General features: G+C 65.2%; 29 protein-coding genes. 15 read left to right on the top strand and 14 right to left on the bottom strand.

The genetic code is table 11. The annotated features are described in order from the left end of the window. Positions 1-132: 132 nt before the first annotated feature. The 3 genes from J2808_RS09475 to J2808_RS09465 all read right to left on the bottom strand — a co-directional run bounded on the left by J2808_RS09475 (position 133) and on the right by J2808_RS09465 (position 2,049). A complete protein-coding gene (locus tag J2808_RS09475; protein ID WP_309815103.1) occupies positions 133-330 on the bottom strand; it encodes a hypothetical protein in 198 nt (65 codons plus the stop codon). A 232-nt stretch (positions 331-562) separates the two neighbouring features. Continuing rightward, entirely contained in the window at positions 563-1,408 is an 846-nt protein-coding gene (locus J2808_RS09470; RefSeq protein ID WP_309815100.1) for a CPBP family glutamic-type intramembrane protease, read from the bottom strand. Then, positions 1,405-2,049 (bottom strand): bleomycin resistance protein, encoded by a 645-nt coding sequence (locus J2808_RS09465; RefSeq protein WP_309815097.1) that lies wholly within the window; start codon positions 2,047-2,049, stop codon positions 1,405-1,407. Before J2808_RS09465 ends, J2808_RS09470 begins: the two co-directional genes overlap by 4 nt. 92 nt (positions 2,050-2,141) lie before the next feature. On the opposite strand from J2808_RS09465, the gene J2808_RS09460 reads away from it, so the two are divergent. The 3 genes from J2808_RS09460 (at position 2,142) to J2808_RS09450 (ending at position 3,901) form a co-directional block, all read left to right on the top strand. Next, positions 2,142-2,474 carry an ArsR/SmtB family transcription factor gene (locus tag J2808_RS09460; RefSeq protein WP_309815094.1) on the top strand — a complete coding sequence of 111 codons (333 nt, stop codon included), beginning with the start codon at positions 2,142-2,144 and terminating at the stop codon, positions 2,472-2,474. Positions 2,475-2,487: 13 nt separating this feature from the next. Continuing rightward, positions 2,488-2,985, top strand: a complete 498-nt coding sequence (locus J2808_RS09455; RefSeq protein WP_309815091.1) for an SRPBCC family protein — start codon at positions 2,488-2,490, stop codon at positions 2,983-2,985. Between the two features lie 88 nt (positions 2,986-3,073). Beyond that, entirely contained in the window at positions 3,074-3,901 is an 828-nt protein-coding gene (locus J2808_RS09450; RefSeq protein WP_309815086.1) for a VOC family protein, read from the top strand. Positions 3,902-3,907: 6 nt separating this feature from the next. Here J2808_RS09450 and J2808_RS09445 read toward each other — a convergent pair whose 3' ends face one another. Further along, entirely contained in the window at positions 3,908-4,618 is a 711-nt protein-coding gene (locus J2808_RS09445) for a molybdate ABC transporter substrate-binding protein (RefSeq protein WP_309815083.1), read from the bottom strand. 166 nt (positions 4,619-4,784) lie between these two features. On the opposite strand from J2808_RS09445, the gene J2808_RS09440 reads away from it, so the two are divergent. The 3 genes from J2808_RS09440 to J2808_RS09430 all read left to right on the top strand — a co-directional run bounded on the left by J2808_RS09440 (position 4,785) and on the right by J2808_RS09430 (position 7,419). After that, on the top strand, positions 4,785-5,372 hold the full coding sequence (locus J2808_RS09440) for a TetR/AcrR family transcriptional regulator (protein ID WP_309815082.1): 588 nt from the start codon (positions 4,785-4,787) through the stop codon (positions 5,370-5,372). A gap of 29 nt (positions 5,373-5,401) precedes the next feature. Continuing rightward, on the top strand, positions 5,402-5,875 hold the full coding sequence (locus J2808_RS09435) for a MarR family winged helix-turn-helix transcriptional regulator (protein ID WP_309815080.1): 474 nt from the start codon (positions 5,402-5,404) through the stop codon (positions 5,873-5,875). Between the two features lie 80 nt (positions 5,876-5,955). Then, on the top strand, positions 5,956-7,419 hold the full coding sequence (locus J2808_RS09430; protein WP_309815078.1) for an MFS transporter: 1,464 nt from the start codon (positions 5,956-5,958) through the stop codon (positions 7,417-7,419). 152 nt (positions 7,420-7,571) lie between these two features. On the opposite strand, the gene J2808_RS09425 is transcribed toward J2808_RS09430, so the two are convergent. Together J2808_RS09425 and J2808_RS09420 are read right to left on the bottom strand one after the other, a co-directional pair. Then, the gene (locus tag J2808_RS09425) at positions 7,572-8,864 is read right to left on the bottom strand and encodes an MFS transporter (RefSeq protein ID WP_309815077.1); all 1,293 of its coding nucleotides are present in this window, start codon (positions 8,862-8,864) and stop codon (positions 7,572-7,574) included. Positions 8,865-8,881: 17 nt separating this feature from the next. Further along, positions 8,882-10,102, bottom strand: a complete 1,221-nt coding sequence (locus J2808_RS09420) for a M20 metallopeptidase family protein (RefSeq protein ID WP_309815074.1) — start codon at positions 10,100-10,102, stop codon at positions 8,882-8,884. A gap of 148 nt (positions 10,103-10,250) precedes the next feature. Here J2808_RS09420 and J2808_RS09415 point away from each other — a divergent pair, with 148 nt between their 5' ends. Next, on the top strand, positions 10,251-11,273 hold the full coding sequence (locus tag J2808_RS09415) for an Lrp/AsnC family transcriptional regulator (protein ID WP_309815576.1): 1,023 nt from the start codon (positions 10,251-10,253) through the stop codon (positions 11,271-11,273). Beyond that, the gene (locus J2808_RS09410) at positions 11,270-11,863 is read left to right on the top strand and encodes a DnaJ family domain-containing protein (RefSeq protein ID WP_309815071.1); all 594 of its coding nucleotides are present in this window, start codon (positions 11,270-11,272) and stop codon (positions 11,861-11,863) included. The genes J2808_RS09415 and J2808_RS09410 overlap by 4 nt, the downstream gene beginning before the upstream one ends. A gap of 134 nt (positions 11,864-11,997) precedes the next feature. Here the strand turns inward: J2808_RS09410 and J2808_RS09405 are convergent, their stop codons facing one another. Continuing rightward, on the bottom strand, positions 11,998-14,397 hold the full coding sequence (locus J2808_RS09405; RefSeq protein WP_309815068.1) for a transglycosylase domain-containing protein: 2,400 nt from the start codon (positions 14,395-14,397) through the stop codon (positions 11,998-12,000). 210 nt (positions 14,398-14,607) lie between these two features. Here J2808_RS09405 and J2808_RS09400 point away from each other — a divergent pair, with 210 nt between their 5' ends. Then, positions 14,608-15,246: a PadR family transcriptional regulator gene (locus J2808_RS09400; RefSeq protein WP_309815065.1), complete on the top strand. Its 639-nt coding sequence runs from the start codon at positions 14,608-14,610 to the stop codon at positions 15,244-15,246. 36 nt (positions 15,247-15,282) lie between these two features. On the opposite strand, the gene J2808_RS09395 is transcribed toward J2808_RS09400, so the two are convergent. Further along, positions 15,283-15,630, bottom strand: a complete 348-nt coding sequence (locus J2808_RS09395; protein ID WP_309815062.1) for a CocE/NonD family hydrolase C-terminal non-catalytic domain-containing protein — start codon at positions 15,628-15,630, stop codon at positions 15,283-15,285. On the opposite strand from J2808_RS09395, the gene J2808_RS09390 reads away from it, so the two are divergent. Further along, positions 15,629-15,853: a hypothetical protein gene (locus J2808_RS09390; protein ID WP_309815059.1), complete on the top strand. Its 225-nt coding sequence runs from the start codon at positions 15,629-15,631 to the stop codon at positions 15,851-15,853. The two genes, J2808_RS09395 and J2808_RS09390, sit on opposite strands and share 2 nt — an antisense overlap. A gap of 3 nt (positions 15,854-15,856) precedes the next feature. Here J2808_RS09390 and J2808_RS09385 read toward each other — a convergent pair whose 3' ends face one another. Continuing rightward, positions 15,857-17,203, bottom strand: coding sequence for an ammonium transporter (locus tag J2808_RS09385; protein WP_309815056.1), 1,347 nt, complete (start codon positions 17,201-17,203; stop codon positions 15,857-15,859). A 306-nt stretch (positions 17,204-17,509) separates the two neighbouring features. Between J2808_RS09385 and J2808_RS09380 the strand changes: the two genes are divergently transcribed. Beyond that, on the top strand, positions 17,510-17,908 hold the full coding sequence (locus J2808_RS09380; RefSeq protein WP_309815053.1) for a DUF3592 domain-containing protein: 399 nt from the start codon (positions 17,510-17,512) through the stop codon (positions 17,906-17,908). A gap of 12 nt (positions 17,909-17,920) precedes the next feature. Here J2808_RS09380 and J2808_RS09375 read toward each other — a convergent pair whose 3' ends face one another. The 4 genes from J2808_RS09375 to J2808_RS09360 form a co-directional block, all read right to left on the bottom strand. After that, on the bottom strand, positions 17,921-18,262 hold the full coding sequence (locus tag J2808_RS09375; protein ID WP_309815051.1) for a DUF202 domain-containing protein: 342 nt from the start codon (positions 18,260-18,262) through the stop codon (positions 17,921-17,923). A 4-nt stretch (positions 18,263-18,266) separates the two neighbouring features. Beyond that, positions 18,267-18,695: a YidH family protein gene (locus J2808_RS09370; RefSeq protein WP_397428022.1), complete on the bottom strand. Its 429-nt coding sequence runs from the start codon at positions 18,693-18,695 to the stop codon at positions 18,267-18,269. A 21-nt stretch (positions 18,696-18,716) separates the two neighbouring features. Continuing rightward, positions 18,717-19,607, bottom strand: a complete 891-nt coding sequence (locus J2808_RS09365) for a hypothetical protein (RefSeq protein WP_309815048.1) — start codon at positions 19,605-19,607, stop codon at positions 18,717-18,719. An 81-nt stretch (positions 19,608-19,688) separates the two neighbouring features. Beyond that, entirely contained in the window at positions 19,689-20,048 is a 360-nt protein-coding gene (locus J2808_RS09360; protein WP_309815046.1) for a YnfA family protein, read from the bottom strand. Between the two features lie 54 nt (positions 20,049-20,102). On the opposite strand from J2808_RS09360, the gene J2808_RS09355 reads away from it, so the two are divergent. From J2808_RS09355 to J2808_RS09340, 4 genes are all read left to right on the top strand, one after another. Further along, a complete protein-coding gene (locus J2808_RS09355; protein ID WP_309815044.1) occupies positions 20,103-21,137 on the top strand; it encodes an LLM class flavin-dependent oxidoreductase in 1,035 nt (344 codons plus the stop codon). A 103-nt stretch (positions 21,138-21,240) separates the two neighbouring features. Then, complete coding sequence (locus tag J2808_RS09350; RefSeq protein ID WP_309815042.1) at positions 21,241-21,444, top strand: hypothetical protein; 204 nt, start codon at positions 21,241-21,243, stop codon at positions 21,442-21,444. Positions 21,445-21,670: 226 nt separating this feature from the next. Beyond that, entirely contained in the window at positions 21,671-22,768 is a 1,098-nt protein-coding gene (locus J2808_RS09345; RefSeq protein WP_309815040.1) for a ferredoxin reductase, read from the top strand. Between the two features lie 13 nt (positions 22,769-22,781). After that, the gene (locus J2808_RS09340) at positions 22,782-23,966 is read left to right on the top strand and encodes a fatty acid desaturase family protein (RefSeq protein WP_309815037.1); all 1,185 of its coding nucleotides are present in this window, start codon (positions 22,782-22,784) and stop codon (positions 23,964-23,966) included. 82 nt (positions 23,967-24,048) lie between these two features. On the opposite strand, the gene J2808_RS09335 is transcribed toward J2808_RS09340, so the two are convergent. Continuing rightward, positions 24,049-24,885 carry an alpha/beta fold hydrolase gene (locus J2808_RS09335; protein ID WP_309815034.1) on the bottom strand — a complete coding sequence of 279 codons (837 nt, stop codon included), beginning with the start codon at positions 24,883-24,885 and terminating at the stop codon, positions 24,049-24,051. Positions 24,886-24,939 lie beyond the last annotated feature (54 nt).

The raw sequence follows: 24,939 nt of genomic DNA, 5'->3' as shown, positions 1-24,939 counted from the left end.
CAGCATGTGTAAAAGTCAACAGCAAGCCGCCGTGAGTGTCAACCGCCTTCCGAGCCGTGGCCCCGATAAAACGAAGCGGACGACGCCGGGAGGTCCCGGCGTCGTCCGCTTTGAGTTTTATGCGTGGAACTGTTAGACGGTGACGAGGTGGCGGTCGTCGCCGCGGACGGTCAGCGTAAAGGTGTTGGGGCCGCTGGCGTGGACCGCGATGCGGCACTTGGTGGTGTTTGCCTTGGCGGAGAGGTCCTGTGCTGCGGCATCGAGGGTGTGGTCGACCGCGGTGCGGTCCCAGATTTTAAGCGTTACAGAGTGGCTGGAATCAAACGTCATTGTCAGTACTTTCGCTCTAGCAGTTGACGGCCCGGTCATCCTTGATGAGGCCGCATCCTCGTCGGTGAAGATTGCTGATTTAGGTGTGCGGGGCACGTGGCCCTTAGTTCATGGTTCATGGTGAGCCTGGGCTTTGACAACTGAAACGGCGAAAGTGTGATCGATTACACGTCCGTGTCGTGGGCTAGTTACGCCGCCCCCTGGCGTGCCGGGGGAGGCGACTCAACAGGGCTTAGTAGAGGAAGATGTCGATCCACGCACGGTTGTGGGCATGCACCAGGACCAGGAACAGTACGAAGTCAAAGAGCAGGTGGACGGCCACGATGTACGTCAGCGAGCGGGTGATGGTGAAAAGCTTCGCCTGGAGCAGCGCGAACGGGAAGATGAAGAAGGGCGCCCAGGCGTGGAAGCCCAACTCCCAGAGGAACGACGTAAAAAGAACGGCCTGCAACAGGTTGGCCTGCCAATCCGGGAGGTGCCGGCGCAGGAGCGTGAAGGCGGTGCAGATGAAGAACAGCTCGTCCCAGATCCCCAGTGCGTTGGTGCCCAGGAACAGCCGGCCGATGCCTTCCGGATCGCTGACTGCCGGCCAGTTCCGGTACACGCCCGTACTGACCATGTAGACCGGGAGGACGGCATATCCCAGCGCCGGCACGGCCAGCAGGTACCACTTCTCGGCAGTGGTCCACGGTTGGCCGCTCCTGAGGGGGAAGCTGATGGCATGGTCCTTGGTGGCGTACCTGGAGACCGCGTATGGAATGCCGACGGCCAGGATCATTGCCGTGCCCATGACCAGCATGTGCCCGGTGCTGATGTCCGTGGTGATGGGGACGGCGCTCATGGCCGTCAGCCCCACGCCTATCAGGGCGAGGTCCACAAGCAGCCGGCGGCTGATGAATCCGGCCACCACCAGGGCGGCGGCCAGCAGGGTGAATCCGATCAGGCGGTCTTCCAAGGCAAAGAGGACAAAGCCCGACGCCGACAGCAGGGTTGCCGGGATGAGCCGCAGCGACGTGCCCGCCGGCTCAGTGGCTGTGCCTGGCCGGATGGCGGATTCTGTTTTTGAGCGCTGGCTCATGCTGGCCTCCGTGGACGGACTCGGGCTGGCGGTGCTGGGTGGTTCCTCCAGCTTACCCGTGGAGCATGTTGCTGAGTGGTCGTGAGGGTTGGATCAGTGGGCTGGTTGTCAGGGCTGCGGAGGGCCCGCCCACCCGGCGTCCCGGCGCAACTCAGCAACGGCGGCCAGTGCCGGGGCCAGTTTCCCGGCCGGGTCCGGTGCCGCGGGCTGCGTCCCGGCGGCACTTGGGCCATCGGCCGGGGCGTCGGCAGCTGCATCCGACGGTTCCGGGAAATGCGCAGCCAGTTTCCGCCGGGGTCCACCACGGTGAATCCCGTCAGCCCCTCGGCGTTCTTGCGGGGCCGGGGGCGCGTCATGCGGGGGATGCCGGCCAGCGGCACTTTGCCGTAGAGGTCCCGGAGCCCGTCGGCGAAGGCCCGGTGCAGGACCGCGGTATCGGGCACCTGGATGATGCAGCTGCCGTAGGAGTCGGCAGGCTCGAAGCCGGGCATGCCGAAGAAGTGCAGGTGGACGTCGTCCCGGCGCATCGCGAGGTAGGGGTTGGGCTTCGTCTGCCGGTAGGTCCGGGTGAAGCCCAGGGCCGTGTAGAACGTCAGCATGTCATCGATCGATGCGCAGGGCAGCAACGGAATGACAGTCATTGGACCTCCAGGATTGTGGTTCCGGGATCAGCTTACTGGCGTCCCCGCAACCCCTTGACGCGCCCGAGGCCCCGGGAGTATCGTACAACCAAATGGTTGTAGATCAGCTCAGTGATGCGGAAGTTGACCGCCTCTTTCAGGCGCTTGCGGACGCCACCCGTCGGGACATCGTCCGGCGCGTGACGGTGGCGGAGTACTCCGTCTCCGGCCTTGCTGCGCTGTACGCCATGAGTTTCGCCGCCGTCCAGAAGCACGTGGCGGTGCTGGAGCGCGCTTCCCTGGTCACCAAGGAGAAGCGCGGAAGGGAGCAGATCGTGCGGGGCAACCACGAAGGCTTGCAGAAGGCCCGCTCGCTGCTCGATGAGTACGAGGCGATCTGGCGGCAGCGGGCCGATCGGATCGCGGACATTCTGGCTGAAGGATAAGGAAGGTACGGCAATGCCTGTTATCAGTTCCACGAAGAATCTCGAGGCACTCAGCTTGACCCTCGTCGCCGAGTTCGACGCCGCCGTCGAACGCGTGTGGCAGATCTGGGAAGACCCGCGGCAGCTCGAGCGCTGGTGGGGTCCGCCCAACTATCCGGCCACGTTTGACCGGTTCGACTTCCAGCCCGGCGGGAAGGCCGACTATTACATGACCACCCCCGAAGGCGAGAAGCCCCGAGGCTGGTGGAAATTCAGAACTATCGAGGCGCCGCGCAAGCTTGAATTTGATGACGGCTTCGCTGACGAAACGGGAGCGCCCGTGGATGCCATGGGCAGTGCCCATGCCGCTGTTGACCTTGAGGACATCGGCGGCCGCACCCGCATGACCATCATGTCCACCTTCGATTCCGAAGAGCAGATGGAAGAGATGGTCAAGATGGGCATGGAGGAAGGCATGAAGGAGGCCGCGGGCCAGATCGATGCCGTCCTCGCCGAGCACAGCCGGGCCTGACAGTCTTGCTGGGCACCCGTCAAACATCAACGGGGGTGCCCAGCCGGATCACCGCTGGGTAGGCTTTCTCCATGGACGGGAGCGAGCCATGACTCAACGAACCTACCCACAGGGCGTCCCCTCTTGGGTCGACACGGAGCAGCCGGATGTCGAGGCGGCCGCCAAATTTTACGGCGGACTCTTTGGCTGGACGTTCGAGGACGTCATGCCGCCCGGCGCACCGGGACGTTACCTGATAGCCAAGCTGGACGGCAGGGACGTCGGTGGGATAGCCGGCACGGGCGAGGGCGCCGCATCGTGGAACACCTACGTTGCCGTGGATGACGCCGATGCCGCAGCGCATGGACTGGTGGCTGCCGGCGCCACGCTGAAATCAGCGCCAGCGGACGCGGGAGAAGGCGGCCGCGGCGCGGTGCTCATCGACCCGGAGGGGGCCGAATTCCGCATCTGGCAGGCCAGGCGAAGGTTGGGTGCCCAGGCAGTCAACGAGCCCGGGTCGTGGAATTTCAGCGACCTCCACACATCTGACCACAGCGCGGCCGTTGCTTTCTATTCGGAGGCCTTCGGCTGGCAGTTCGAGGACATGGATTACGGGACGATGGTCCGCAGGCCCGGTTATGGCGACCATCTTGAGGCGACGGTGGATCCGGGCATCAGGGTGCGGCAGGCGGACATCGCAACGCCGGTTGGATTCGAGGATGCGATCGCCTGGCTCGCGCCTGCCGCCCCCGGCGAACCTCCGCACTGGCATGTCGCCTTCACGGTGGCCGACAGGGACCAGACGGTGGCTGACGCAAAGCGACTCGGCGCCCAGGTCCTCAGCCAGGATGACACCGAATGGACACGCGATGCCCTGATCCGAGACCCCCAGGGAGCCGTCTTCACCGCCAGCCAGTTCACGCCGCCGTCGGGCTGAGCGCGCTCAGTTAGCCTCCAGCCCGTTGGCCGCGTAGGCCGCCTTGGCTTCGGAGCCATGCAGGAAGTCGCGCAGGTCTGCGGCGCCCGCAGGCCGGGACACCGAGGTGCCCAACGCCGTCGAGAAGTCCGTGTACTCCTGGATGGCCGCCGGAAGAGGGCCCACGATGGTGGCCTCCGGAACGAGGATCAGTTCGCTCAGCTGGTGGATGGCGAGGTCCGCGCGTCCATCCAGCAACGCCACGGCCGTCGGCCCGGAATCAATCACGGTGGCCCTGGCCGTGACCAGCTCCGCAATGCCCAGTCGTTCGAGCAGGCCGGCGAAGTAGATGCCGCTGGGCCCGCTCCGGGAGTAGGCCACCGAGCGGGCATTGGTCACTGCGGTGATGAACGCCTCCACGCTGCTGATGTCCGGAACCGGCGCATCCAGCGGGACCGCCACGCCCACGCCGGTCCGGGCTACAGGCTTGGGTTCTGTCACGATGTCCGCCGTTAGCAGCTCCGCCAATGCGCCGGTGATCCCTGCCATCACGTCCGGCCGGGCGCCGGACTCGATCCGCGTCAATAGCCGGAACGTTGGCTCGAAGACGGCCTCGACCGGCTCCCCGCCTGCTTTGCGGTAGGCGGGGAGGATGACATCCTCCACGGCCTGCTTGAGCGCAAAAGCGCAGAAGAAAGTGAGGGGCCGGGGGTCTTGGCTGGCAGCTTGGGCGTTCATCTGAGTCCTCGAAGTAGGGTGCGGTGGTTAAGTAGGGCGCGCTCCCACAAGACTTACCCTGTGGGAGCGCGGACTGTTACTTGTGAAGCCGGGTTCAACGGAGCGCGTCTACCGGTGCAGGCAGTGCCTTCCCCGGGAGCTCCTGGCTGGACGCTAATCTGGGGTGGTGGCAACTATCCGGGAAGCGCAAAAGCAGATGACCCGTAGGCTGCTGCTGGAAAAGGGGCTGGAGCTCTTCGAAGAGAAGGGGTACGCGGCAACCACGGTTGACGACATCGCTGTGGCTGTTGGCACCACCCGGGCCACGTTCTACGCCCACTTCCCGTCCAAGGGGCAGCTCATGCAGGCCCTGGTGCTGCGGTCCAACGAGCTTCTGACGGAGGCGGACGTGCCGTCGCTCAAGTCAGTGGTGGAGTCCGGGGACAGGACCGGGATCCGGCGGTGGCTGACGCGCAAGTTTGACCAGTGGGTGGAAATCAGGCCCTACGTCACGGCTGCGCACCAGGCGGCCGCCAGCGAACCGGAGGTCCAGTCCGCCCTGGACCGGTGGTTCGATGCCGCTATCGACAACATGCAGGCCGGCCTGGACGCTGCGGACCGCTTCGAAGCATCCAGCCGGCGCGTCCGCTGCACCCTCGCCTTCGGGGAACTGGAGTTCTTCTCACGCCGGTGGATGCGGCTCGGCTGGACGGTTGACCGCGAAACGTCGCTGGATCTGATGGTGGACAACTGGTGCTTCCTGCTGGCTGAATAGCCCCCTCGAACCGCCCCTATGCTTGGGGGATGGCTAGTGTTGACCCCCTTGAGCAGCAGACCCGCCCTGAAGCGCACCGGGATTTGGCCGTCGCGATCCTTGATGTTTCCTTCGAGGTGCGGCGCAAATCGCACGAAGGAACCGGCGTGCTTCCCCTGTCCAGCGGGCTGCTGGACATTGTTCGCGTCATTGAGCGGCACCCCGGAATCACGGTGGCCGAAGTGGCCGCGCGGCTGGGCCGCCAGCTCAGCAACGTGAGTGCGCAGCTGAGGGAACTGGTGGCGCTGGGGCTGGTCACCCGCACCCGCGACGCAGCTGACAAGAGGTATGTGGTGCTGCACCCCACACCCGAAGCGCTGCGCATCAGAAACGTGCTGGAAGAGGCCTGGGCGGAAGCCCTGGCCTCCGCAAGTTCCAGGCTGCTGCCGGCGGAGCGGGCGCAGATAGCCGCCAGTCTCCCGGCGTTGGAGCGCTTGGCGTCAATCCTGGCCGAACCCGAGTAGGCTGCCCGCCGTCGCTGAGCACCGTCCTCAAGTAGTTATACTTGTATAAGTATTACTACTTCAAAGGGATGGAAGCAGCCGTGGCAACTCAGCTGGCAAGTGCGGACACTGAACCGAAAACAGGCGGGAAAATCCGGTGGGGGGCGTTGGTCTTCCTCGCACTGGCGCAGTTTATGGTGGTGCTCGACGGCACCATCGTGAACCTGGCCCTGCCCCGGCTGCAGGTTGAAATGGGGATCAGCGACTCCACTCGGTCATGGGTGGTCACCGCCTACGCCCTGGTGTTCGGTGCGTTCCTGCTGCTCGGCGGCCGCATCGCTGACTTCTGGGGACGCAAACGAACGTTCATGGTGGCGTCTGCCGGCTTCGCCGTAGCGTCCCTGATCGGCGGTATCGCGCAGGAATCCTGGGAGCTCATCGGTGCCCGCGCCCTGCAGGGCCTCTTCGCGGCGCTCCTGGCCCCGGCGGCCCTGGCGCTGCTGACGGTCTCCTTCCCCGGTGGCAAGGACCGCGGCACGGCATTCGCGATCTTCGGCTCCATCAGCGGTGTTGGTGCCGCGGCCGGCGTGCTCCTGGGCGGCTTCCTCACGGACTACGTGTCCTGGCGCTGGTGCTTCTTTGTTAATGTGCCCATCGCCCTTATCGCCATGTTCGGTGTGCTGAAGATGGTCCGCGAAAGCAAAGCCGAAGGCCCCGCCAAATACGACTGGCCCGGCGTCGTGCTGGCCGCGCTCGGCCTGGCCTCCCTGGTTTACGGCTTCACCAACGCCGAACATGGCTGGGACACGCCCGAAGCCTGGGGCTTCATCCTCGCCGGCGTGGTGCTGATGGTGCTGTTCGTGGCTGTCGAAAAGAAGGTCAGGCATCCGCTGCTGCCGCTGCGCGTAGCAACCGAGCGCAACCGCGGCGCCGCTTTCCTGGCGTCCTTCCTCTCCGGTGCGGTGCTCATCGGCGGCATCCTGTTCATCAACTACTACATCCAGATTGTGCTGGGCTTCGCGCCGTTCGCGGCCGGGCTCGCCTCCCTGCCCATGACTGTGGTGCTGATCCTCACCGCGGCCATGGTGGCCAAGAACCTGCCGAAGCTCGGCGCGAAGATTCCCACCGCCGTCGGGCCGGTCTTTATGGCTGCCGCAATGCTCTGGCTGACCCAGGTCAGCGCTGAGGGCACCTACCTTGTGAACATGCTGCCGGCCCTGGTTCTGATGGGCATCGGTTTGGGCATGGTGTTTGTGCCCATGCAGAACCTTGCGCTGTTCGGCGTGGACGAGGACGACGCCGGCGTGGCCAGTGCCCTGGTCAACGCCTCGCAGCAGATCGGCGGCTCCCTCGGCATCGCCCTGTTCAGCACCATCGCGGCCGCGTCAACCGCAGCGGCCGCCGCCGGCAACCAGGTGGCCGCGCTCTCCACAGGCTACTCGGCGGTGTTCCTGTGGGCAGCAGGCGTGTCCATCCTGATCACCCCACTGGCCCTGCTGCTCATCACCATCACGAAAAAGACGTTCAGCGGCACTGAATCGAACCAGCCGGTGCACCTGGGCTGACGCCCCGCCCGCGCACACATCCGCCCGCGCACACGCTCCTCGCGCGAACGTCGCGCTTACACACAAGAGACGCCGACGGCGGGCCTCCCGCCGTCGGCGTCTTTCGTGTGTGCGGGGTCCGCTCGCCGTTGAAGAGGCGGCCCCGGCGTGGATCAGTGGGTCAGGTCCTTGCCCTTCGTCTCGGGGATGGTGAAGACGAACACAATGCTGATGGCCAGCAGGATCACCGCATAGACGTTGAACAGGTTGGGCTGCCCGATGGAACCGAGCCAGGCCTGCAGGTACGGTGCGGTGCCGCCGAAGAGGGCCACGCAGATGGAGTAGGGGACGCCCACTCCGACGGTGCGGATCTTGGTGGGGAACAGTTCAGCGTAAACGGCCGGGACGATCGCGGCGCTGCCGGCGATGAAGAACAGCATCACGGACATGGTGACCGCGAGTTGCCAGGGGGAGTCCTTGAGCAGCCACGTCATGGGGAAATGGAACAGGGCGGCGCCCGCGGCGCTCATGATCATGACGGGCTTGCGGCCGATCCGGTCCGAGAGCCTGCCCCAGAACGGCAGCGCGGCGATGAACAGGACGTTGGCGATCACGCTGGCCCAAAGGGCTTCGCCGCGGTCCATCTTCAGGACCGAGGACGCGTAGCTGGGGGTCACGACGCCCCAGATGTAGTAGGAAACCGTCAGGCCGACGGTCAGGCCGATGACCTGCAGGGCCTGCTTGCGGTGCCGGTAGATCTGCGGCCACATGGGCTCGTGCTTCTCTTTGGGTGATTCTGCCTCGAACGCCGCCGTCTCCTTCATGCGCGCCCGCATCAGCAGGGCATACAGGCCCAGGGCGCCGCCGATGAGGAACGGGATCCGCCAGCCCCAGGCGTTCATGTCGGCCGTGCTCAGGACGTTGGACAGGATGGCGCCGAGCATGGTGCCGGCCAGGATGCCCACGGTGCCGGAGGTGTAAATGAGCGTTGCCCAGAAGCCGCGCTTTTCCTTGGGTGCCATTTCGGAGAGGTAGGTCTGCGACGACGGCAGTTCCCCGCCGTGGGCCAGGCCCTGGATGAGCCGGGCTATCAGCAGCAGGACCGAGGCAAAGGCTCCCACTACTTCGAAGGTGGGCGCGATGCCGATCAGCAGGCTGCCGAGTGCGGCGAGCCCCACTGCAAAGGTCATCGAGGTTTTGCGGCCGATCCGGTCACCAATCCAGCCGAACACAAAGCCGCCGAACGGGCGGGCCACGAAGCCCACGGCGAAGATCGCCAGGGTGGCCAGGAAGGCCGACGTCGGGTCCGCCTTGCTGAACAGGGCGCTCGCAATGAAGGGGGAGAACGTGGCGTAAATGGCCCAGTCGTACCATTCAACGGCGTTGCCGATGCCGGTGCCGATGAGCGTCCGCGCGTGGGACTTGTGAACCTGGACGTCGGCTGGGACGCCTGCAGTGGTGGTCATTTTGTGCTCCGGGGGTTCTAGTGGGCCGAGGCCAGGGCGGCGATGCGGGAGACGGCCAGCTCTGCATAGAGCGCAGTTCCGTCGGAGAGTACGGCGTCGTCAAAGGCGGCGTATGGGGAGTGGTTGAAGGCAGCAGCCGTGTGGTCGGCGCCGGGGGCGACGGCGCTGAGGCCTACAAACGTCCCGGGTACTTCCGCGAGCACCCTGGAAAAGTCCTCGGAGCCACTGAGCGGGGTGGCCCAGCGGGAGAGGCGCGAGCTTCCAAAGAGGTTCTCGATGGTCTTCTCGGCGGTATGTGTTTCGTCGCCATCATTGACGGTGGCGGGATATTCGTGGCGGTAGTCTACGTCCACCTCCAGCCCGTGGGCAGAGGCGATGCCTTTCAGCAGTGTGGGGACGGCGGTCATCATCCGTTCCCGGGCGGACTCCGAGAAAGTCCGGATGGTCGCTTCGATGCTGGCTGATTCCGGAATGATGTTGCGCTTGGTGCCGGCCTGGAGGACGCCCACCGTCAGGACAACCGGATCGAACACGTTGAACTGGCGGGTGATCATGACCTGCAGGGCGGTCACCATTTCGGCGGCCGCCGTCACCGGGTCCTTGGCAATATGCGGGGCAGAGCCGTGGCCACCTGCGCCAAGGACAGTAACGGTGAGTGCGTCCGACGCGCTGAGCATCACCCCCGACTTGGTGGCGAACCGGCCGTGGGGCTCCAAGGCCGAGAAGACGTGCATTCCGTAGGCGGCATCAGCCCGGCGGCCGGCCGCGTCCAGCACGCCCTCAGCGATCATGTGGGATGCGCCGTCCCAGCCTTCTTCTCCCGGCTGGAACATCAGCACCACGTCACCGGCCAGCTGGTCCCTGCGCTCGGCCAGGAGGGTGGCTGCCCCAGCCAGCATGGCGGTGTGGAGGTCGTGGCCACAGGCATGCATGGCGCCGTCAATCTTTGACGAGAACTCCACCCCCGTCCGTTCCTGCACAGGGAGGCCGTCCATGTCGGCACGGAGGAGGACCGCCGGCTTCGCCGCCGATGCGTAAGGTGCGTTGCCGCGCAGGACCGCGGTGACCGACGTCGTGCTCTTGCCCAGGGTGATTTCGAACGGCAGGCCGTCGAGCGCCTTGAGGACCTTTTCCTGGGTCCGGGGCAGCTGGAGGCCGGTCTCGGGTTCCTGGTGCAGCTCACGACGAAGCTGGACAAGCTCTGCCTGCAGCTCCTTGGCGTCGGTGGTGATTGACATCTGCTCTCCTTCTGGAAATGCGCCGTTGATGATCTGCTGTCCATTGTGGGGTGACCTGGTTCACAGCCGCCGAACTTACTGGAAAAAATCAAAAGTATGCTGGGAAATACAGAAATCATTCACCGCAACGGAAAGGTGATGCGAAGTGATGCTCAGCGAAGAGGACCTCGCCCTCATCAACGTCCTGCAGGTGGCACCGCGCATCAGCTGGTCGGATGCGGCGGAGGTGCTGGGGGTACACGCCACCACGCTGGCCGCGCGCTGGGACAGGCTGAAGGCTGCGGGGGCGGCCTGGACCACCGCACACCTGATCGGCGACCCCAAACAGATGTGTTTGGCGCTGGTGGATGTGGACTGCGAAATGCGGTTGCGGGCCGAGGTCACCGCCGAGCTGGCCGCCATCCCGGACGTGGTCACTGTGGAGGAAGCCGCGAGTAACAGGGACCTCATGCTGACAGTCATTTCGCCCACCCTGGAGCAGTTCACGGACCACGTGCTTCCGCGGTTCAAGGAGATCCGGGGACTGCTGAAGTACCGCACGTCGCTGGGGACCCGCCTGCACTCCGCCGGCCATGTGTGGCGGCTCAACGCCCTGGATCCTGCGAAGCAAAATGCCCTCCAGGCCCTTGTGGGACAGGATGTGGCCCCGGCCGGGCTGCGGTCCGGCGCCCCGCTGCCGCCCAGCCATCTGGACCTCATTCCGTTCCTGGCCCGTGATGGACGGGCGAGCGCCGCGGACATCGCCCGGAGCCTGGGCCGGAGCCCGGCGACCGTCCAGCGGCAGCTGAACAGGGTGATTTCCAGCGGGCTGCTGACCTTCCGGTGCGACATTGCGCAGAACCTCTCCGGCTATCCGGTGAGCTGCCAGTGGTTCGCCAACGTGCCGCCCGGCCAGCACGAGGCTGCTGCGGCGGAACTCCGCAGCCTGCGGACAGTCCGGCTGAACGCATCCACCAGCGGGAGGACAAATTTTGTGATCCTCATGTGGCTCAAGTCGCTCTCGGATGTGATGACCGCCGAGCTGGCCCTCCAGCAACGTATTCCGCAGATTGAGCTCGTGGAAAGCGCCGTGATCCTCAGCCGTGCCAAGAGGATGGGCTGGATGCTGAACCCGGATTCGACGGCCACCGGCGCCGTTGTCGTCGGTACGGAAGGAGCGGCCGTCTTATGAGCGGCGGGGCGGGGTACTTTAGGCGTCGGCTGGAGCGGGCCGCTGAGCTGCGTTCCTACCGCGGCGCGGGCATCAGTGCCGAAGAGGAAGCCGAGCTTGAGGCGGCCGAGGCGAAGGAGCGGGAGAAGCGCAAGAAGGTGGACGATGCCCGGCGGGTGGAGTACCTGATCCGGGACGCCATGGCGCAGGGCAAGTTCGACAACCTCAAATACGCGGGCAAACCCATCCCGGGTCTGGGGGAGCCTTACGATCCTGACTGGTGGGTCAAGGGGCTGATCCAGCGCGAGAACATCAGCGGGCTGGGTCCAAAAGCCATCCTCCTCCGCACCGAAGACGCCGAACTGGACGGCCGGCTCGACGCCCTGTTCACCGAAAAGCAGGTCCGGGACATGCTGGCGAACTTCAACGCCCGGGTGATCGACGCCCGGCGGCAACTCCAGGGCGGTCCGCCGGTCATCACCAAAACGCGGGATGTCGACGCCGAAGTGGCCCGCTGGAATGAACGCCGCGCCGCCCGCGCCCAGGCTGCGCCGCCCGAACCGGAACCGAAGCGTTCCTGGTGGCAGCGGCTCTGGCGCGGCACCACGTAGGAGCCCGGGGGTAGGTAGGGACCCGGTGGCAGCCCGGGGGACGTAGGTGAATTGCCAGGTAGGTGCGTTGCTACGTAGGGAAGCGGCCGACGGCGGCGGATGCCTCACGCCGTCGCAGGAGCCGTCGCAGGACTTCAGTTTCTGCCAGCCGGGAAGCCGTTCTGGGGCGGAAAGCCCGGAATCTCGGGCATTCGCGGTAGGACCCGTGCGTTCTCGGGATCTGGCTCAGGATCGGGATCGGGTTCTGGCTCAGGTTCTGGCTCAGGCTCAGGCTCCGGTTCGGGATCCGGCGCGGGTTCAGGAGCCGGACGTGGCTTTGGCGCGGGAGCTGGGGCCGGGGCAGGCGCAGGCTTGGGCGCAGCCTTCGGCGGTGCCGACTGCCTGGGTGGGGCCGTCATGGAGGCCGGCGGCGGCGGGAACCGGTTTGCGGCGTAGAGCGGTGCCGCCTTCAGCATGTACTTGACCCACTGCGGCCCGGCAAGCATCCAGCCATCGAGCCGCTCGTAATACTTGCCGTTGATGGTCACCTTTTGGCCAGGGCGGTTCTGGCCCTCCAGTGCGTCACCGAAGAATGACGCCGTGGACAGTCCTGAGGTGTAGCCCACCACCCATGTGGAGCCGTTGTTGTTCGAGGTGCCCGTCTTGGCGGCAGTCGGCATCTTGGTGTGGATCTTGGGGTTGATCCAGAAGCCGGAGCCCTTTACCAACACATCCTCCAGCACTGAGTTGACGCCTCGGGCTACTGCCGGTTTTACGGCCCTTCGGCAGTCGACGGTCTGCGCCGGAAGTTTGGCGCCCGTCACGTCGGTGATCTCCAGGAGTGCGATGGGGACGCAGTATTTGCCGTCGCTGGCGAAGGTGGCGAAGGCGTTGGCCATATGGAGCGGAGCAACACCGATGGCCCCCAGCAGATTACCCAGCTGGTGCATGTTGATCGGGGCGCCGTCCAGGCCGCTGTGCAGGCCTACCGCGTCCACCATCTTCTGGATGCCGCAGAAATCAAGCTGGGCAGCGGTGGCGAAGGTGGCCGTGTTGATGGAGTTGTACAACCCGTAATTGATGGGCATGGGGCGGTAGAAGCCGTTCTCGGCGTTTTGCAGGTCATCGGTGGCACCCAGCTCAGGGTTTTTCTGCGCCGAGTTGTAGGCGCCCAGCACCTTGCCGCAGCTTGAGCGCCACGGGAAGCCCACGGGATACACACGCCGCGAAGCGTCCACCACGGCCGTCAGGGACTTGCCCTCATTCAGCCACTCGGCGAAGGTGAAGGGCTTCATAGTGGAGCCGGGCTGGAAGCCGCCTGCTCCGTTGAGATCGTTACCCTGCGGATCACGGGCGTCCACGTTGAAGTTCAGCTGGGAATCAAATTTCCCCTTCGCGGGCAGGAACACCGTGTTCTGGGCCATCGCCAGGATCTTGCCGGTGCCCGGCTGCACCGACACCAGCGCAGCGCCCCAGCGGTCAGGATTAGGCTTGGCCGTAACATCCACCTGGGCCTGGGCGGCTGCCTGCAGCCGGCTGTCCAGCGTGGTCTTGATGGTCAGGCCGCCGCGGTAGAGCTTGCGCTCCCGCTCCGCCAGGCTGGTGCCGAAAGCCGGGTTGTTCAGGATCAGGTGCGAAATGTAGTCGCAGAAGTACGGCGCCATGGTGGCGTTGGCACAGCCCTGCTTTCCTGGGCTGAGCTTGAGTTCGATGGGTGTGGCCACGGCGGCGTCGTGGTCCGCCTGCGGGATCTTGCCCTGCTCCAGCATCTTGTCCAGCACCTGGTTCCGGCGGCTGAGGGCCTGGTCCGGGTTGAGCGAGGGGTTGTAGAAGCTGGGGCTGTTGACCAGTCCGGCCAACAGGGCCGCCTGCGGCAGGGTGAGCTTCTGGGCCGTGGTGCTGAAGAAGTGCCGCGCCGCCGCTTCGATGCCATACGCCTCGCGGTTGAAGAACACAATGTTCAGGTAGCCCTCAAGGATCTGGTCCTTGGTGAACTTCTTCTCGAGCGCTATGGCCAGCTTCATCTCGCGGAGCTTGTCTGCGATGCTTTTCTGTCCGCTCAGGATCACCTCATCGCGCCTGTCCTGGGACAGGAAGGACTCGTTGACCACGTTGGTGACGTATTGCTGGGTCAGCGTGGACGCGCCCTGCTGGCCTTCCTGGGTCATGTTGAAGATCGCGGCCCGGAGGATCCCCTGCGGGTCGATGCCCGGATGCTCATAGAAGCGGCTGTCCTCGATAGCAACAATGGCGTCCCTTACGTAGGGGGACATCTGGTCCAGGGGGATCTTGATGCGGTTCTCCACGTAGAAGGTGGCGATCTGCTTGCCATCCGCGGTGAGGACTTTGGTGGACTGCGATGGCGGCAAAACGAGCAGTTCTGAGGGCAGCTTTTCGAAGTAGCTGATTGAGTTGCTGACGCCGAACCCCGCCGCCGCGATGGCCGGGACCACCAGGCTTGCGGCCAGGACGCCGCACAATGCGCTCGCGGTGAAAAACCCGAGGATCCTTCCCAGGGTCCTGGCTACACGATGCTCGCGTTTCTTCTTCGCCATTGATCAGCCCTCAGCTAGCGACGTGTGATCAGGATACGCCGCAGGGGCGGCTGCATCCATAGGCCGGATGAAGTGATGCCAAGCCGCAATGCTTCAGTAAATCGAGAGGTGAAGGGGTATTGTCAGCCGATAGCTACCGATATATCGTTAACTATCGGTGAGCGATTCACCGAAAGATTACTCCACAACACATGAAGGGACGATGCCACCATGAAAGGCATTCACGATGACAAATTTTTAGAGCCCCCGTTCGGGCGGGGCAAGTTTGAGCGCGGCCGGGGCCGCCGGGGGCCGCACGGGCACCGCGGGGGAGGGTTTGGCCCGGGGTTTGGCCCGCGCGGCGGATTCGGCCCTGGTTTCGGGCCTGGTTTCGGCCCGGGCGGAGGGTTCGGCCCTGGTTTTGGGCCAGGGTCCCGGCGGGCCAGCAGGGGAGATGTCCGGTGGGCAATCCTCTCGCTCCTGGCAGAGGCGCCGTCGAACGGTTATGGCCTGATCAAGACCATTGCGGAGAAAACCTCCGGGGCATGGCGGCCCAGCCCGGGGTCCATATATCCAACGCTCCAGCAACTGGTGGACGAAGATCTCATCACGCCGCTCAGCGAGGGACGGCGGACGGACTTCACCCTTACGGATGCAGGAAAGGCCTACGTAGCCGAGCATGCGGAGGAACTGGAGAACGCGTGGAATACCGAGGCTGAGGGATCAGGGCCGGCATTTCACCAGAGTGTGGGAAAGCTGATGGGCGTCATCCATCAGTTCCGGAGCGCCGCAACCGAGGAACAGCGCAATGCGGCGGTGGAAAAGCTCGATGAAACCCGCCGCGCGCTCTACCGGATCCTGGCCGACTGACCAGGATCCGGCGTCGCACGTTTTTGTCCGGCGAGCCTAGCGCCTGGTGAACGGGAGGACGAGCCGGGAGTGGTGGGCGGCGTCACGGTAGATTTTGTGGGTGACGGGACGGCCCACCGGCAGGTGGAACGCATCCGGCGGCAGCAGCGCATTGTGCTCATCGGCCAGCGGCTCGTCGTTGGACAGTTCCACCACCAGGCGGTGGCCGGGCTTGAAGGTGTTGGCAAACGGGTAGAGGCGCAGGACGTACTCCTCGATCTTCCCCGGTTCCACCGGCACGGAGCGCGTGTGCGGGTGGTACGGATTGCCCTCGGTAGTGCGCTCGTCGAGCTCGCGGTGCGAGGCCTTGAGGTAACCGCTGGTCGATCGCGAGGTGCGGGCCATGCTCGAGGGATGGCACGAAGAAGTCATCTCCGATCTCGTGCGGGGCATGCGGCTGGCCGGCCGCTTCTCGGACGAGACGCACCACATCAGGGGAACCCTCGCCTTCACCTCGCTCGACTACGTCGCCACGCTTTGGACGCGGCGTAAGTTCGAACCAAACCGGGAACATGCGCTCGAGATACTGGCCGACACCTGGTACCACCTGTTGTGCGATGAAGGCTGAAGCTTAGGCGAAGGTGTCCTCCTTGGCACGGCCGGCGGAACGTGGGGAACCTTCGACGGCGGTATCCGCCGGCGCGCCGGAAGCTACCGGCGGCCGGTGGCCCAGCGGGTTGAAGTGGCCCGCGAACATCTCACCGAAGGAGTAGGCAGTCTCGGCGTGCTCGGCGAGGTCCACGCCCGCCATCTCCGCCTCGTGGCTGACGCGGAAGCCGATGAACCGGTGGATGGCCCGGCCCAGGATCAGGGTCACGATGCCGGACAGAAGCACGGTGACCACCACCGCCGCGGACTGGGCCACCAGCTGCTGAGTGCCGCCGCCATAGAAGAGGCCGCCGCCCTGCCCGTCCGCCGGGAGGGCGATAAACCCCAGTGCAAGCGTGCCGATGAGGCCGGCGCCGAGGTGGACGCCCACCACGTCCAGGGAGTCGTCCAGGCCGAAGCGGTACTTCAGGTCAACAAATATGCAGCAGGCTGCGCCAGCGACCAGGCCCAGGCCGATGGCGGCCACTGGGCTGATGTTGGCGCAGGAGGGCGTGATGGCCACCAGGCCCGCAACCACACCCGAGGCCGCGCCCAGCGACGTGGGGTGGCCGTGGCGGACCTTCTCCGTAATCAGCCAGCTGAGCATGGCCGCGGCCGGGGTGACCAGGGTGTTGATCCAGATCAGGCCAGCCTGCTCCGCGGTGGTGGCGGCGCCGCCGTTGAAGCCGAACCAGCCGAACCACAGGATGGCCGCGCCCAGCATGATGAAAGGGACGTTGTGCGGGCGGTGGCTGGGGTCCTTGGCAAAACCATGGCGCTGGCCCACCACCAGGGCAAGCACCAGGGCTGCCGTACCTGAGCTGATTTCCACCACGGCGCCGCCGGCAAAATCGATGACCTGGCCAAAGACAGCAGTCATGGCCCCGCCGGCGCTCATCAGCCCGCCGCCCCAGATCATGTAGGCCAGGGGGCAGTAGACCAGGGTGATCCAGAGCGGGACAAACAGGGCCCAGGCGCTGAACTTGGCACGATCCGCGATGGCGCCGCTGATCAGGGCCACCGTGATGATCGCGAACGTGGCGCTGAAGCCGGCTTTGATCAGATCCGGAGAACCCATGAGGTTCTGCAAGCCGAAATTGGCGAAGGGATTGCCGAAAATCCCCAGGACTCCCTCGCCGGTGGTCATGGAGTAACCCCACAGAACCCAGACAACACCGACAATGCCGGCGGAGATAAAGCTCATCATAATCATGTTCAGGGCCGCCTTGGCCCGGGTCATGCCGCCGTAGAAAAGGCCGAGCCCTGGAGTCATCAGCAGCACCATCGCCGCCGCGATCATCAGCCAGACATGTTGCGCAGTGATTTCCACCGGGGTCCCTTTCCATCGATCCTGATCACGGAGACATCTGGCCCGCGCAATCCCCCTGGTCAATAGTTGTGGCTCCGTGTTTCCGACTCCGCCGCCTTAGGTTGCGTGGATGTTACGTGCCGGGCCGTTGCATGAAGACCTCGTGACGGGCATGTTTCGGGCTCGTTACGGAGTCTCCCGCTGGAGGCGAAAAGCCGGGCTGCAGAGGAAGGAACAGGCCCGACGTTACTTCGATATGAACGGCTGCTCACTGCGCCGCTCACAGCCGCGATTATTCGGAGTCAAACCACCGGTAGCATCATTTCCATGCCCACTGTGCTTGAAATGGCAGGTCCCATCCTGGAGATGCTGACCTGGCTGTGCCTGCCTGCCGGGCTCGCGCTGCTCCTGTACTCGGGCATCCTCCGCCGGTTTGTGCACCCGTGGTCAGTGGCTGAGGCGGTGGTCTATGCGGACGAGAGCGGGACAGGGTTCCGCTGGTTCGACCGCAAATTCCAGGTCCATCACGCACCGATGTCGCCCCATGACATCAAGGACCTGGCAGTCGGCGACACCCTCCCGATCTACTACCACCCCAAGCGCCCCACCCAGTGGCAGACCGCAGCGCCCGAAGAAGTGGCGAGGACCGCCGTCGTGCTTGGCCGGGTCCTCACCGGGATCGGTGCCGCGGCGCTCATCGCCGGCTTTCTGCTGCCAATGTTCTGACGCGGAGCGGCGTCAGCCAGCCAGGACCACTGCGATCCCCAGCACGCCGAGAGCCACCCCTGCCAGGGCGGTCCAGAGCACCGCGGAGGTATCGGCGTCGACATTCTCCCGGGTAATCCCGCGCGAACTGGCGCTGTAGCGCCGGCGCTGGGTGAAGTAAATGGCCGCCGCCGCGGCGGACGACACGGCGAACAGCAGCAGGATGGGCAGGCCGTGATGGGGCAGCCAGCGCAGGAAGATGGCGCTGACGGTCACCAGCGCCAACATGGTGCGGCCCCACGCCAGCGTCGTCCGTTCAGGCTGGAGCCCGGGATCGCCGTGCGGCGCAGGGTCCGGGAGTCGCGTGCGGACCACTGCGCTAACGCCAGAGGATAAAAACGAGGACGACGGCGGCCGCCAGCGCCCCTGCGCCGGCCAGCAGCGGCACGATGAGCGGCAGCGGGAGCGGAGTTTTGTTGCGCATGCTCTGTTCGACGCGGATCCATCTCACTGCGGCGCCTGCGCTCAGCAGCATGCCGAGGAGCAGGAGCAGTACCGCCAGGCTCTTGCGGACCGGTGCCTGGAACAGGTCCGAAGTGAAAGCCTCAACGGCGATTCCGCCGGCCAGGAGTGCCAGTGCGGTGCGGATCCAGGCGAGGAAGGTCCGTTCATTGGCGAGCGTGAAGCGGGGGTCAGGCTCGGTTCCGCCTGGCAGCAGCCTTTCGGCAATCCTGCCGCGCGGCGGCGGGGGCACCGGCGTAGCCGACGCCGGCTCGGGCTCGCTGGGCGGAGGCTGGTTGCTGGACACGCGGCCAGTTTAGCCTTGGAATCAGCTGGCCCTCGTAGAGATGGAAAACACCGCGCTGATAAAAACGGGAAGCGCGGCGGCTGTGACGAGCGCCAGTGCCCCGACACCCAACCAGGCGGGCGCATGGCGTGGACGCGGGGGACTCAGCCGCGAAGCGGGAATAACACTCAGCCAGAGCAGGATCACAAGGGACCCTGCGACAACGAGCACGGCGAACGGCGGAAACAGGACGCCGCCGGCAAGCAACGGAACATAGTATTTGGCCGCTCCATTGCTCCACAGCGGAAGGCGCTCACTCCACCAGCCCGCCGCGGCGGCTGCGACGGCTCCGTGCAGGAGGGCAAGCCCGGCAAACAGAGCCACGGCCAGCCAGCCGGGTCCAACAATCGTGAAGTCAATGTTTGTTGCGCGCAAGGGATCCAGGACGGAGCCCAGCCACACCATCAGAAGCAAACCGAACAGCGGCCCTGCCACGCGTCCGCGTGGAAGCCAGCGGCGGATCAGCGGAAACAGGATGGCAGCCAGGAACCCGGCCGGGAGGCCAGCGAAGAGCAGCAGGGCCATGGTTCCCCCAACGCTCGGAAACCCCACGTTGAAATCGGCTTCCGTCAGCCGGCCCTGGGCCGAATCGGGTGACGTGTCCGCCAGGATGCGCATGATCAGCCGTCCTCCCGGCCAGGCGGCGAAGAGCGCCGAGGCCAGGGCGGAAAAGGACACCACGTTGGCCCACCAGAAGTACCGTCGCAGTGCGCTCAGTTTTGCGTCGGTCCGGAAGTCCTGCACGGTAGAGCCCGAAGCAAGGCCGTGCCCTCCGGCAGGCGGCTCCCGGATGCTCCGGCCTCCCCACAGCACTACCGTGAGCAAGCCAAGGAGCAGAAGCAGGGCGGAGCCTGCCACGATTATCACGGCCATCGATGATCACCATCCAGATCCGTACAAAGGATGGATTAAGTGTGCAGCTGGGTTGGCGTATTGGCGACCGGCGTTTCGGGTTCAGCCGGCGTTTCGGGGCGCAAACATGATCACGGCGACGCCCAGCAGGCAGATGACGGAACCGGCAATGTCCCACCGGTCGGGCCGGAAGCCGTCAAAGACCATGCCCCAGGCCAGCGACCCTGCAACAAAAACCCCTCCGTAGGCCGCCAGGATCCTGCCGAAGTGGGCATCCGGCTGAAGCGTGGCCACAAAACCATAGATGCCGAGCGCAATGACGCCCAGCCCTGCCCACCACCAGTCCTTGCCCTCACGGACGGCCTGCCACACCAGCCACGCGCCGCCGATCTCGGCCGCCGCGGCCAGGACGAAAAGCAGGGCCGTTTTGGCAATGGATAGCGTTTCAGGGGGAATATTCACAGGCTCATCATGCCAGCCGGGAATGCGGATAGGTCGCAGCAGGTTAGGCCAAACATGCTCCGTATCGGATTCCTCTCATTCGGCCACTGGGGCCCCGGCCAGGGTTCACAGACCCGGACAGCGGGCGAGGCCCTGATTCAGGGGATCGAGCTCGCCGTCGCCGCGGAGGAACTCGGCATCGACGGCGCATTTTTCCGGGTCCACCACTTCGCCCGCCAGCAGGCGTCCCCGTTCCCACTGCTGGCTGCCATTGCCGCCCGGACCCAACGCATTGAGATCGGCACCGGCGTTATTGATATGCGCTACGAGAACCCGCTCTACATGGCCGAGGAGGCCGCGGCCACTGACTTGATCAGCGGCGGGCGGCTGCAGCTGGGCATCAGCCGCGGTTCACCCGAGCCGGCCCGGAACGGCGCCGAAGCCTTCGGTTACCGTCCGGAGGCCGGGGAAACGGATGCCGACATGGCCCGCCGGCATACCGCCCAGTTCCGGCAGGCGATCAGCGGTGCCGGTGTTGCCGAAGCGGACCCGCGCTACGCTGGCGCCGCGGGCGGCCTTTTGCCGGTCAGGCCGCAGTCGCCGGGCCTTGCCGAGCGGATCTGGTGGGGTGCCGGCAGCCGGAAAACTGCCGTCTGGGCCGCAGGCCTTGGCATGAACCTGATGAGCTCCACGCTGCTCACAGAAGACACCGGCGTGCCCTTCGACCAGCTTCAGGCGGAACAGATCCAGCTCTTCCGGGACGCCTGGGCAGCAGCCGGGCACAGCCACCAGCCGAGGGTGTCCGTCAGCCGGAGCGTCCTGCCAATTGTGGACGAGGAGGACAGCCGCTACTTTGCCGGCAGCGCCCTTCGGGACAGCCGTGACCAGGTGGGCATTATCGACGGCCTGACCGCCCGCTTCGGCAAATCCTACGCGGGCGCCCCGGACGTCGTGGCCGAGCAACTGGCAGCCGACGCCGCCGTCCAAGCGGCAGATACGCTGCTCCTCACGGTCCCCAATCAGCTGGGCGTGGACTTCAATGCCAAGATGCTGGGCAACATCGCACGGCACATTGCTCCGGCCTTGGGGTGGAGCCCGTCCCGCGCCTGAATCCGGGCAGATCCCGGTGCGTGATCTGCTGTGGAGGGAATATCCTAGGAGGACCGGGCAACCTGCTGATCCCTGCTCTGCCCTGCAGCCAGAGAGGCACCCCATGTCCGAAAAGCTCCACCTGACGCCGGAAGACGAATTCCCAGAGGATCTTTCTGCACTTCCAGACCAGCGGCTCCAGGTTCTGGACAGCCAGGTGCAACGCCAGCTCGACTACGAGTACGTGGCTGAAGGTGAACCGAATCCGGAGACGGAATTCAGGCATCAGGACCTCGATGAAGAGTTCGAGTCGCGGGATAGTCGCTGATCATCGTCCCCCGCAGTCGGCCTGGCTCGTCCCGGTGACCTGCAGTGGCAATTAGTCAGCATCCTTACTAATATTCTTCAGGGAACCATCCACCAGCCGAAGCCGTTAGGCTTATAGCGGGCTTTGGGGGGCTTGAGTGCCCTACACAACAGCGTGACTGCTACAGCGTGACTGCGGAACGGTCAGGAGAGAGAAATATGGCTCGCGCCGCTTTAGGTATAACTGCATGATCCGGCTACGTCAGCTGGCCCAGGCGGCCTCCGTCCTGACCACACCTTTATCGCCCGAAGATGTTCTGGCGCTGTTCAATCCTGTCTTTTCTGCACGCCAGCTCCGCGGCGTTGTGACGCGGGTGGTCCAGGAAACGGCGCAGTCGGCCACTATCTTTTTCCGCCCCGGCCGCGGCTGGCATTCCCATCTCGCCGGCCAGTGGGCGCGCATCGGCGTTGAGCTCGACGGCGTCCGGCACTGGCGGTCCTATTCCCTGAGTGCCCCCGCCGGCAAGGACCCCGCCATCACCGTCACGGACGTCGGAGCCGTTTCCGGAACCCTGGTCCGCACCACAAAGCCTGGCGACGTCCTGTTCCTCGCGCCTCCGCAGGGTGACTTCGTCCTCCCGGAGCACCCGCGGCCGCTGCTGATGGTGACCGCCGGAAGCGGAATCACACCGGTGATGTCCATGATCCGCACGCTGGTCCCGCGCCGCCCGGATGCCGACGTCGTGCTTGTCCATTCCGCACGCACGCCCGGCGACAGCCTCTTCCGCGAGGAACTGGCCGAACTCGCGGACCAGTTCCCCAACTTCCGCCTGGCCCACTGGTACACGGGCGAGCAGGGCCGGATGGACCTGACCAACACGGCCGAGCTGGATGAGATCTGCCCCGACTGGAAGGAACGCGCCGCCTACGCCTGCGGCCCGGACAGTTTCCTGGACGACGCGGAGGCATTGTGGAAGCAGGCCGCGCTTACCGCAGGGGCCCCCGGGTCCGATGTTGCGATCGCCGGTGACCCCGGCAACCTGATGATTGAACGGTTCAACACCACCTTCGCCGGGGGTGTGGGGCACGACGGCGGCCTGGTCACCTTTGAGGCGTCGGACCGGGAAGTCGATGCCGACGGCGATACCCCGCTGCTCGACGTCGGCGAGGACGCTGGGGTGCTGATGCCCAGCGGCTGCCGGATGGGTATCTGCCACAGCTGCCTAACCCCGCTCCTGGCCGGACAAGTCCGCGATCTCCGCACCAACGAGATCCACGGCGAGCCCGGCGAATTGATCCAAACGTGTGTCTCGGCAGCCGCCGGACCCGTCAACCTCGAACTCTGAGGAGCTTCACCGCATGTCAGTAGTTTCAGAAAAGAAGACAGTTTCAGAAGGCAAGACTCCGACGGGAGCGGCAAGGACGCGCCCCGGAGCGCTGGCAGAGTCCGGCAGCCCTTCGGTGCGCCCTCCCGCCGCAGCACACCTTTCGGATGAACAGGTAGCTGAGCTGGGGCGGGAACTCGACGCGATCCGCGACGATATCCTCGCCAAGCGCGGCGCGTCCGACGCCGCCTACATCCGGCGCATAATCAAGATCCAGCGCGGGCTGGAAATCTCGGGCCGGACGGCTCTCCTGGTCAGCAAGAACAAGGCGGCCTGGGTCACCGGAACCACGCTCCTCAGCCTCGCCAAGATCCTCGAAAACATGGAGATCGGGCACAACGTGCTCCATGGCCAGTGGGACTGGATGCGGGACCCGGATATCCACTCCACCACGTGGGAGTGGGACTTCGTCACGCCGTCGCGCTCGTGGCAGCATACCCACAATGACCTGCACCACCGCTGGACCAATGTGGTGGGCAAGGACAACGACGTCGGATACAACCTCCTGCGCATGGACGAGAGCCAGCCGTGGGTGCCCATGAACCTGGGCAACCCGCTGTACAACGCGATCCTGGCACCCCTTTTCGAGTGGGGCATTGCCATCTACGACCTCGAGCTGAACGATTTCAAAGAGGGCAAGAAGTCCAAGGAAGCCCTGCTCAAGGACCTCAAGGCACTGGGTAAGAAGGTGGTCACCCAGTTCACCAAGGACTACGCGGCCACTCCCGCCGTCGCCATGCTCACCGGTTCCGGCAAGCAGGCCCTCTACGGCACGCTGACGGCCAACGCTGTCCGCAATGTCTGGGCGCACGCTGTCATCTTCTGCGGCCACTTCCCCGAAGGCACGGACACCTTCAGCGAGGAAATGGTGGAAGGCGAAACCCGCGGGGACTGGTACGTCCGCCAGATGATTGGTTCCGCCAACATCTCCGGGTCCAAGTTCATGCACCTGATGACGGGCAACCTGTCGCACCAGATCGAGCACCACCTCTTCCCGGACCTGCCGTCCAACCGGTACGCCGAGGTTGCGCCGCTGGTCCGCGAAATCTGCCAGCGCTATGGCCTGAAGTACACCACGGGTCCGCTGCTGAAGCAGGTTGGATCCACCTGGGGCAAGATCTTCAGGCTGGCGCTGCCGGGCAAGACCGCGCAGGCCTGAGCGAAGGCAACAGGGCAATAGCGCACAACAGTTGAGGGGCCAGGCGAAAGCCTGGCCCCTCAACTGTTTGTGTTCGTGCCTGCTACTTCTTGAGGAAGGCCAACAGGGCCTCGTTGACCTCTGCGGCGTGCGTCCACAGCAGCCCGTGCGGCGCACCCTCGATCTCCACGTACTGGGCGCTCGGCAGGGCCTTGGCAAAGAGCCGGCCCGTCGAATCGATGGGCAGGATGTTATCTGCCGTGCCGTGCACAATCAGCGCCGGCACATCGATCTTGGGAATGTCGGCCCGGAAGTCGGTCAGCCACGTGGGCTGGGCCGCAACGGAGGCGGTGGCGCCGGCTCCGGACGCCGTGTTCCAGCTGGCGTCCAGGGCCTCCTGGCTGAGCCTCGGCGTGCCCAGGAAGGTGTCGGTGTTGTAGAAGTTCTTGAAGAATTCCGTGAAGAAGGCATACCGGTCGGCGGTGACGGCCCCGGTGAGTCCGTCAAAGACCTCCTGCGGGACGCCACCCGAATTGTCGTCCGTCTTCAGCAGGAACGGTTCAAGGGACCCCAGGAACACCGCCCGGGCTACACGCTCCGAACCGTACGCGCTGAGGTACCGGGCCACCTCACCCGTGCCCATGGAGAAGCCCGCGAGTACGGCGTTGTTGAGGTCCAACGAATCCAGGATGGTCTTGAGGTCAGCCGCGAACGTGTCGTAGTCGTAGCCCTTGGTGGGCTTGCTGGACTTGCCGAACCCGCGGCGGTCGTAGGTGACGACACGGTAGCCGGCATCCAGGAGCGCTGTGGTCTGCTTCTCCCATGAGGATCCGTCCAGCGGGTAGCCGTGGATCAGGACAACAGGCTGTCCGCTTCCGTGGTCCTCGTAATAGATCTCGATATCGGTGCTGTTCTCGGTTCCAACGGTGACGTAGGCCATCTAGGCGGTCCTTTCGAAGGTTCAGGATCAAGTTCAGGGCAGAGCGCGCAAAGC

Origin of the sequence: Pseudarthrobacter sulfonivorans (genome assembly GCF_031454915.1) — a bacterium.
Classification (GTDB): domain Bacteria; phylum Actinomycetota; class Actinomycetes; order Actinomycetales; family Micrococcaceae; genus Arthrobacter; species Arthrobacter sulfonivorans_C.
Note: the sequence above shows the minus strand (reverse complement) of the source record. Positions and strands in the feature narration are given on the sequence as shown.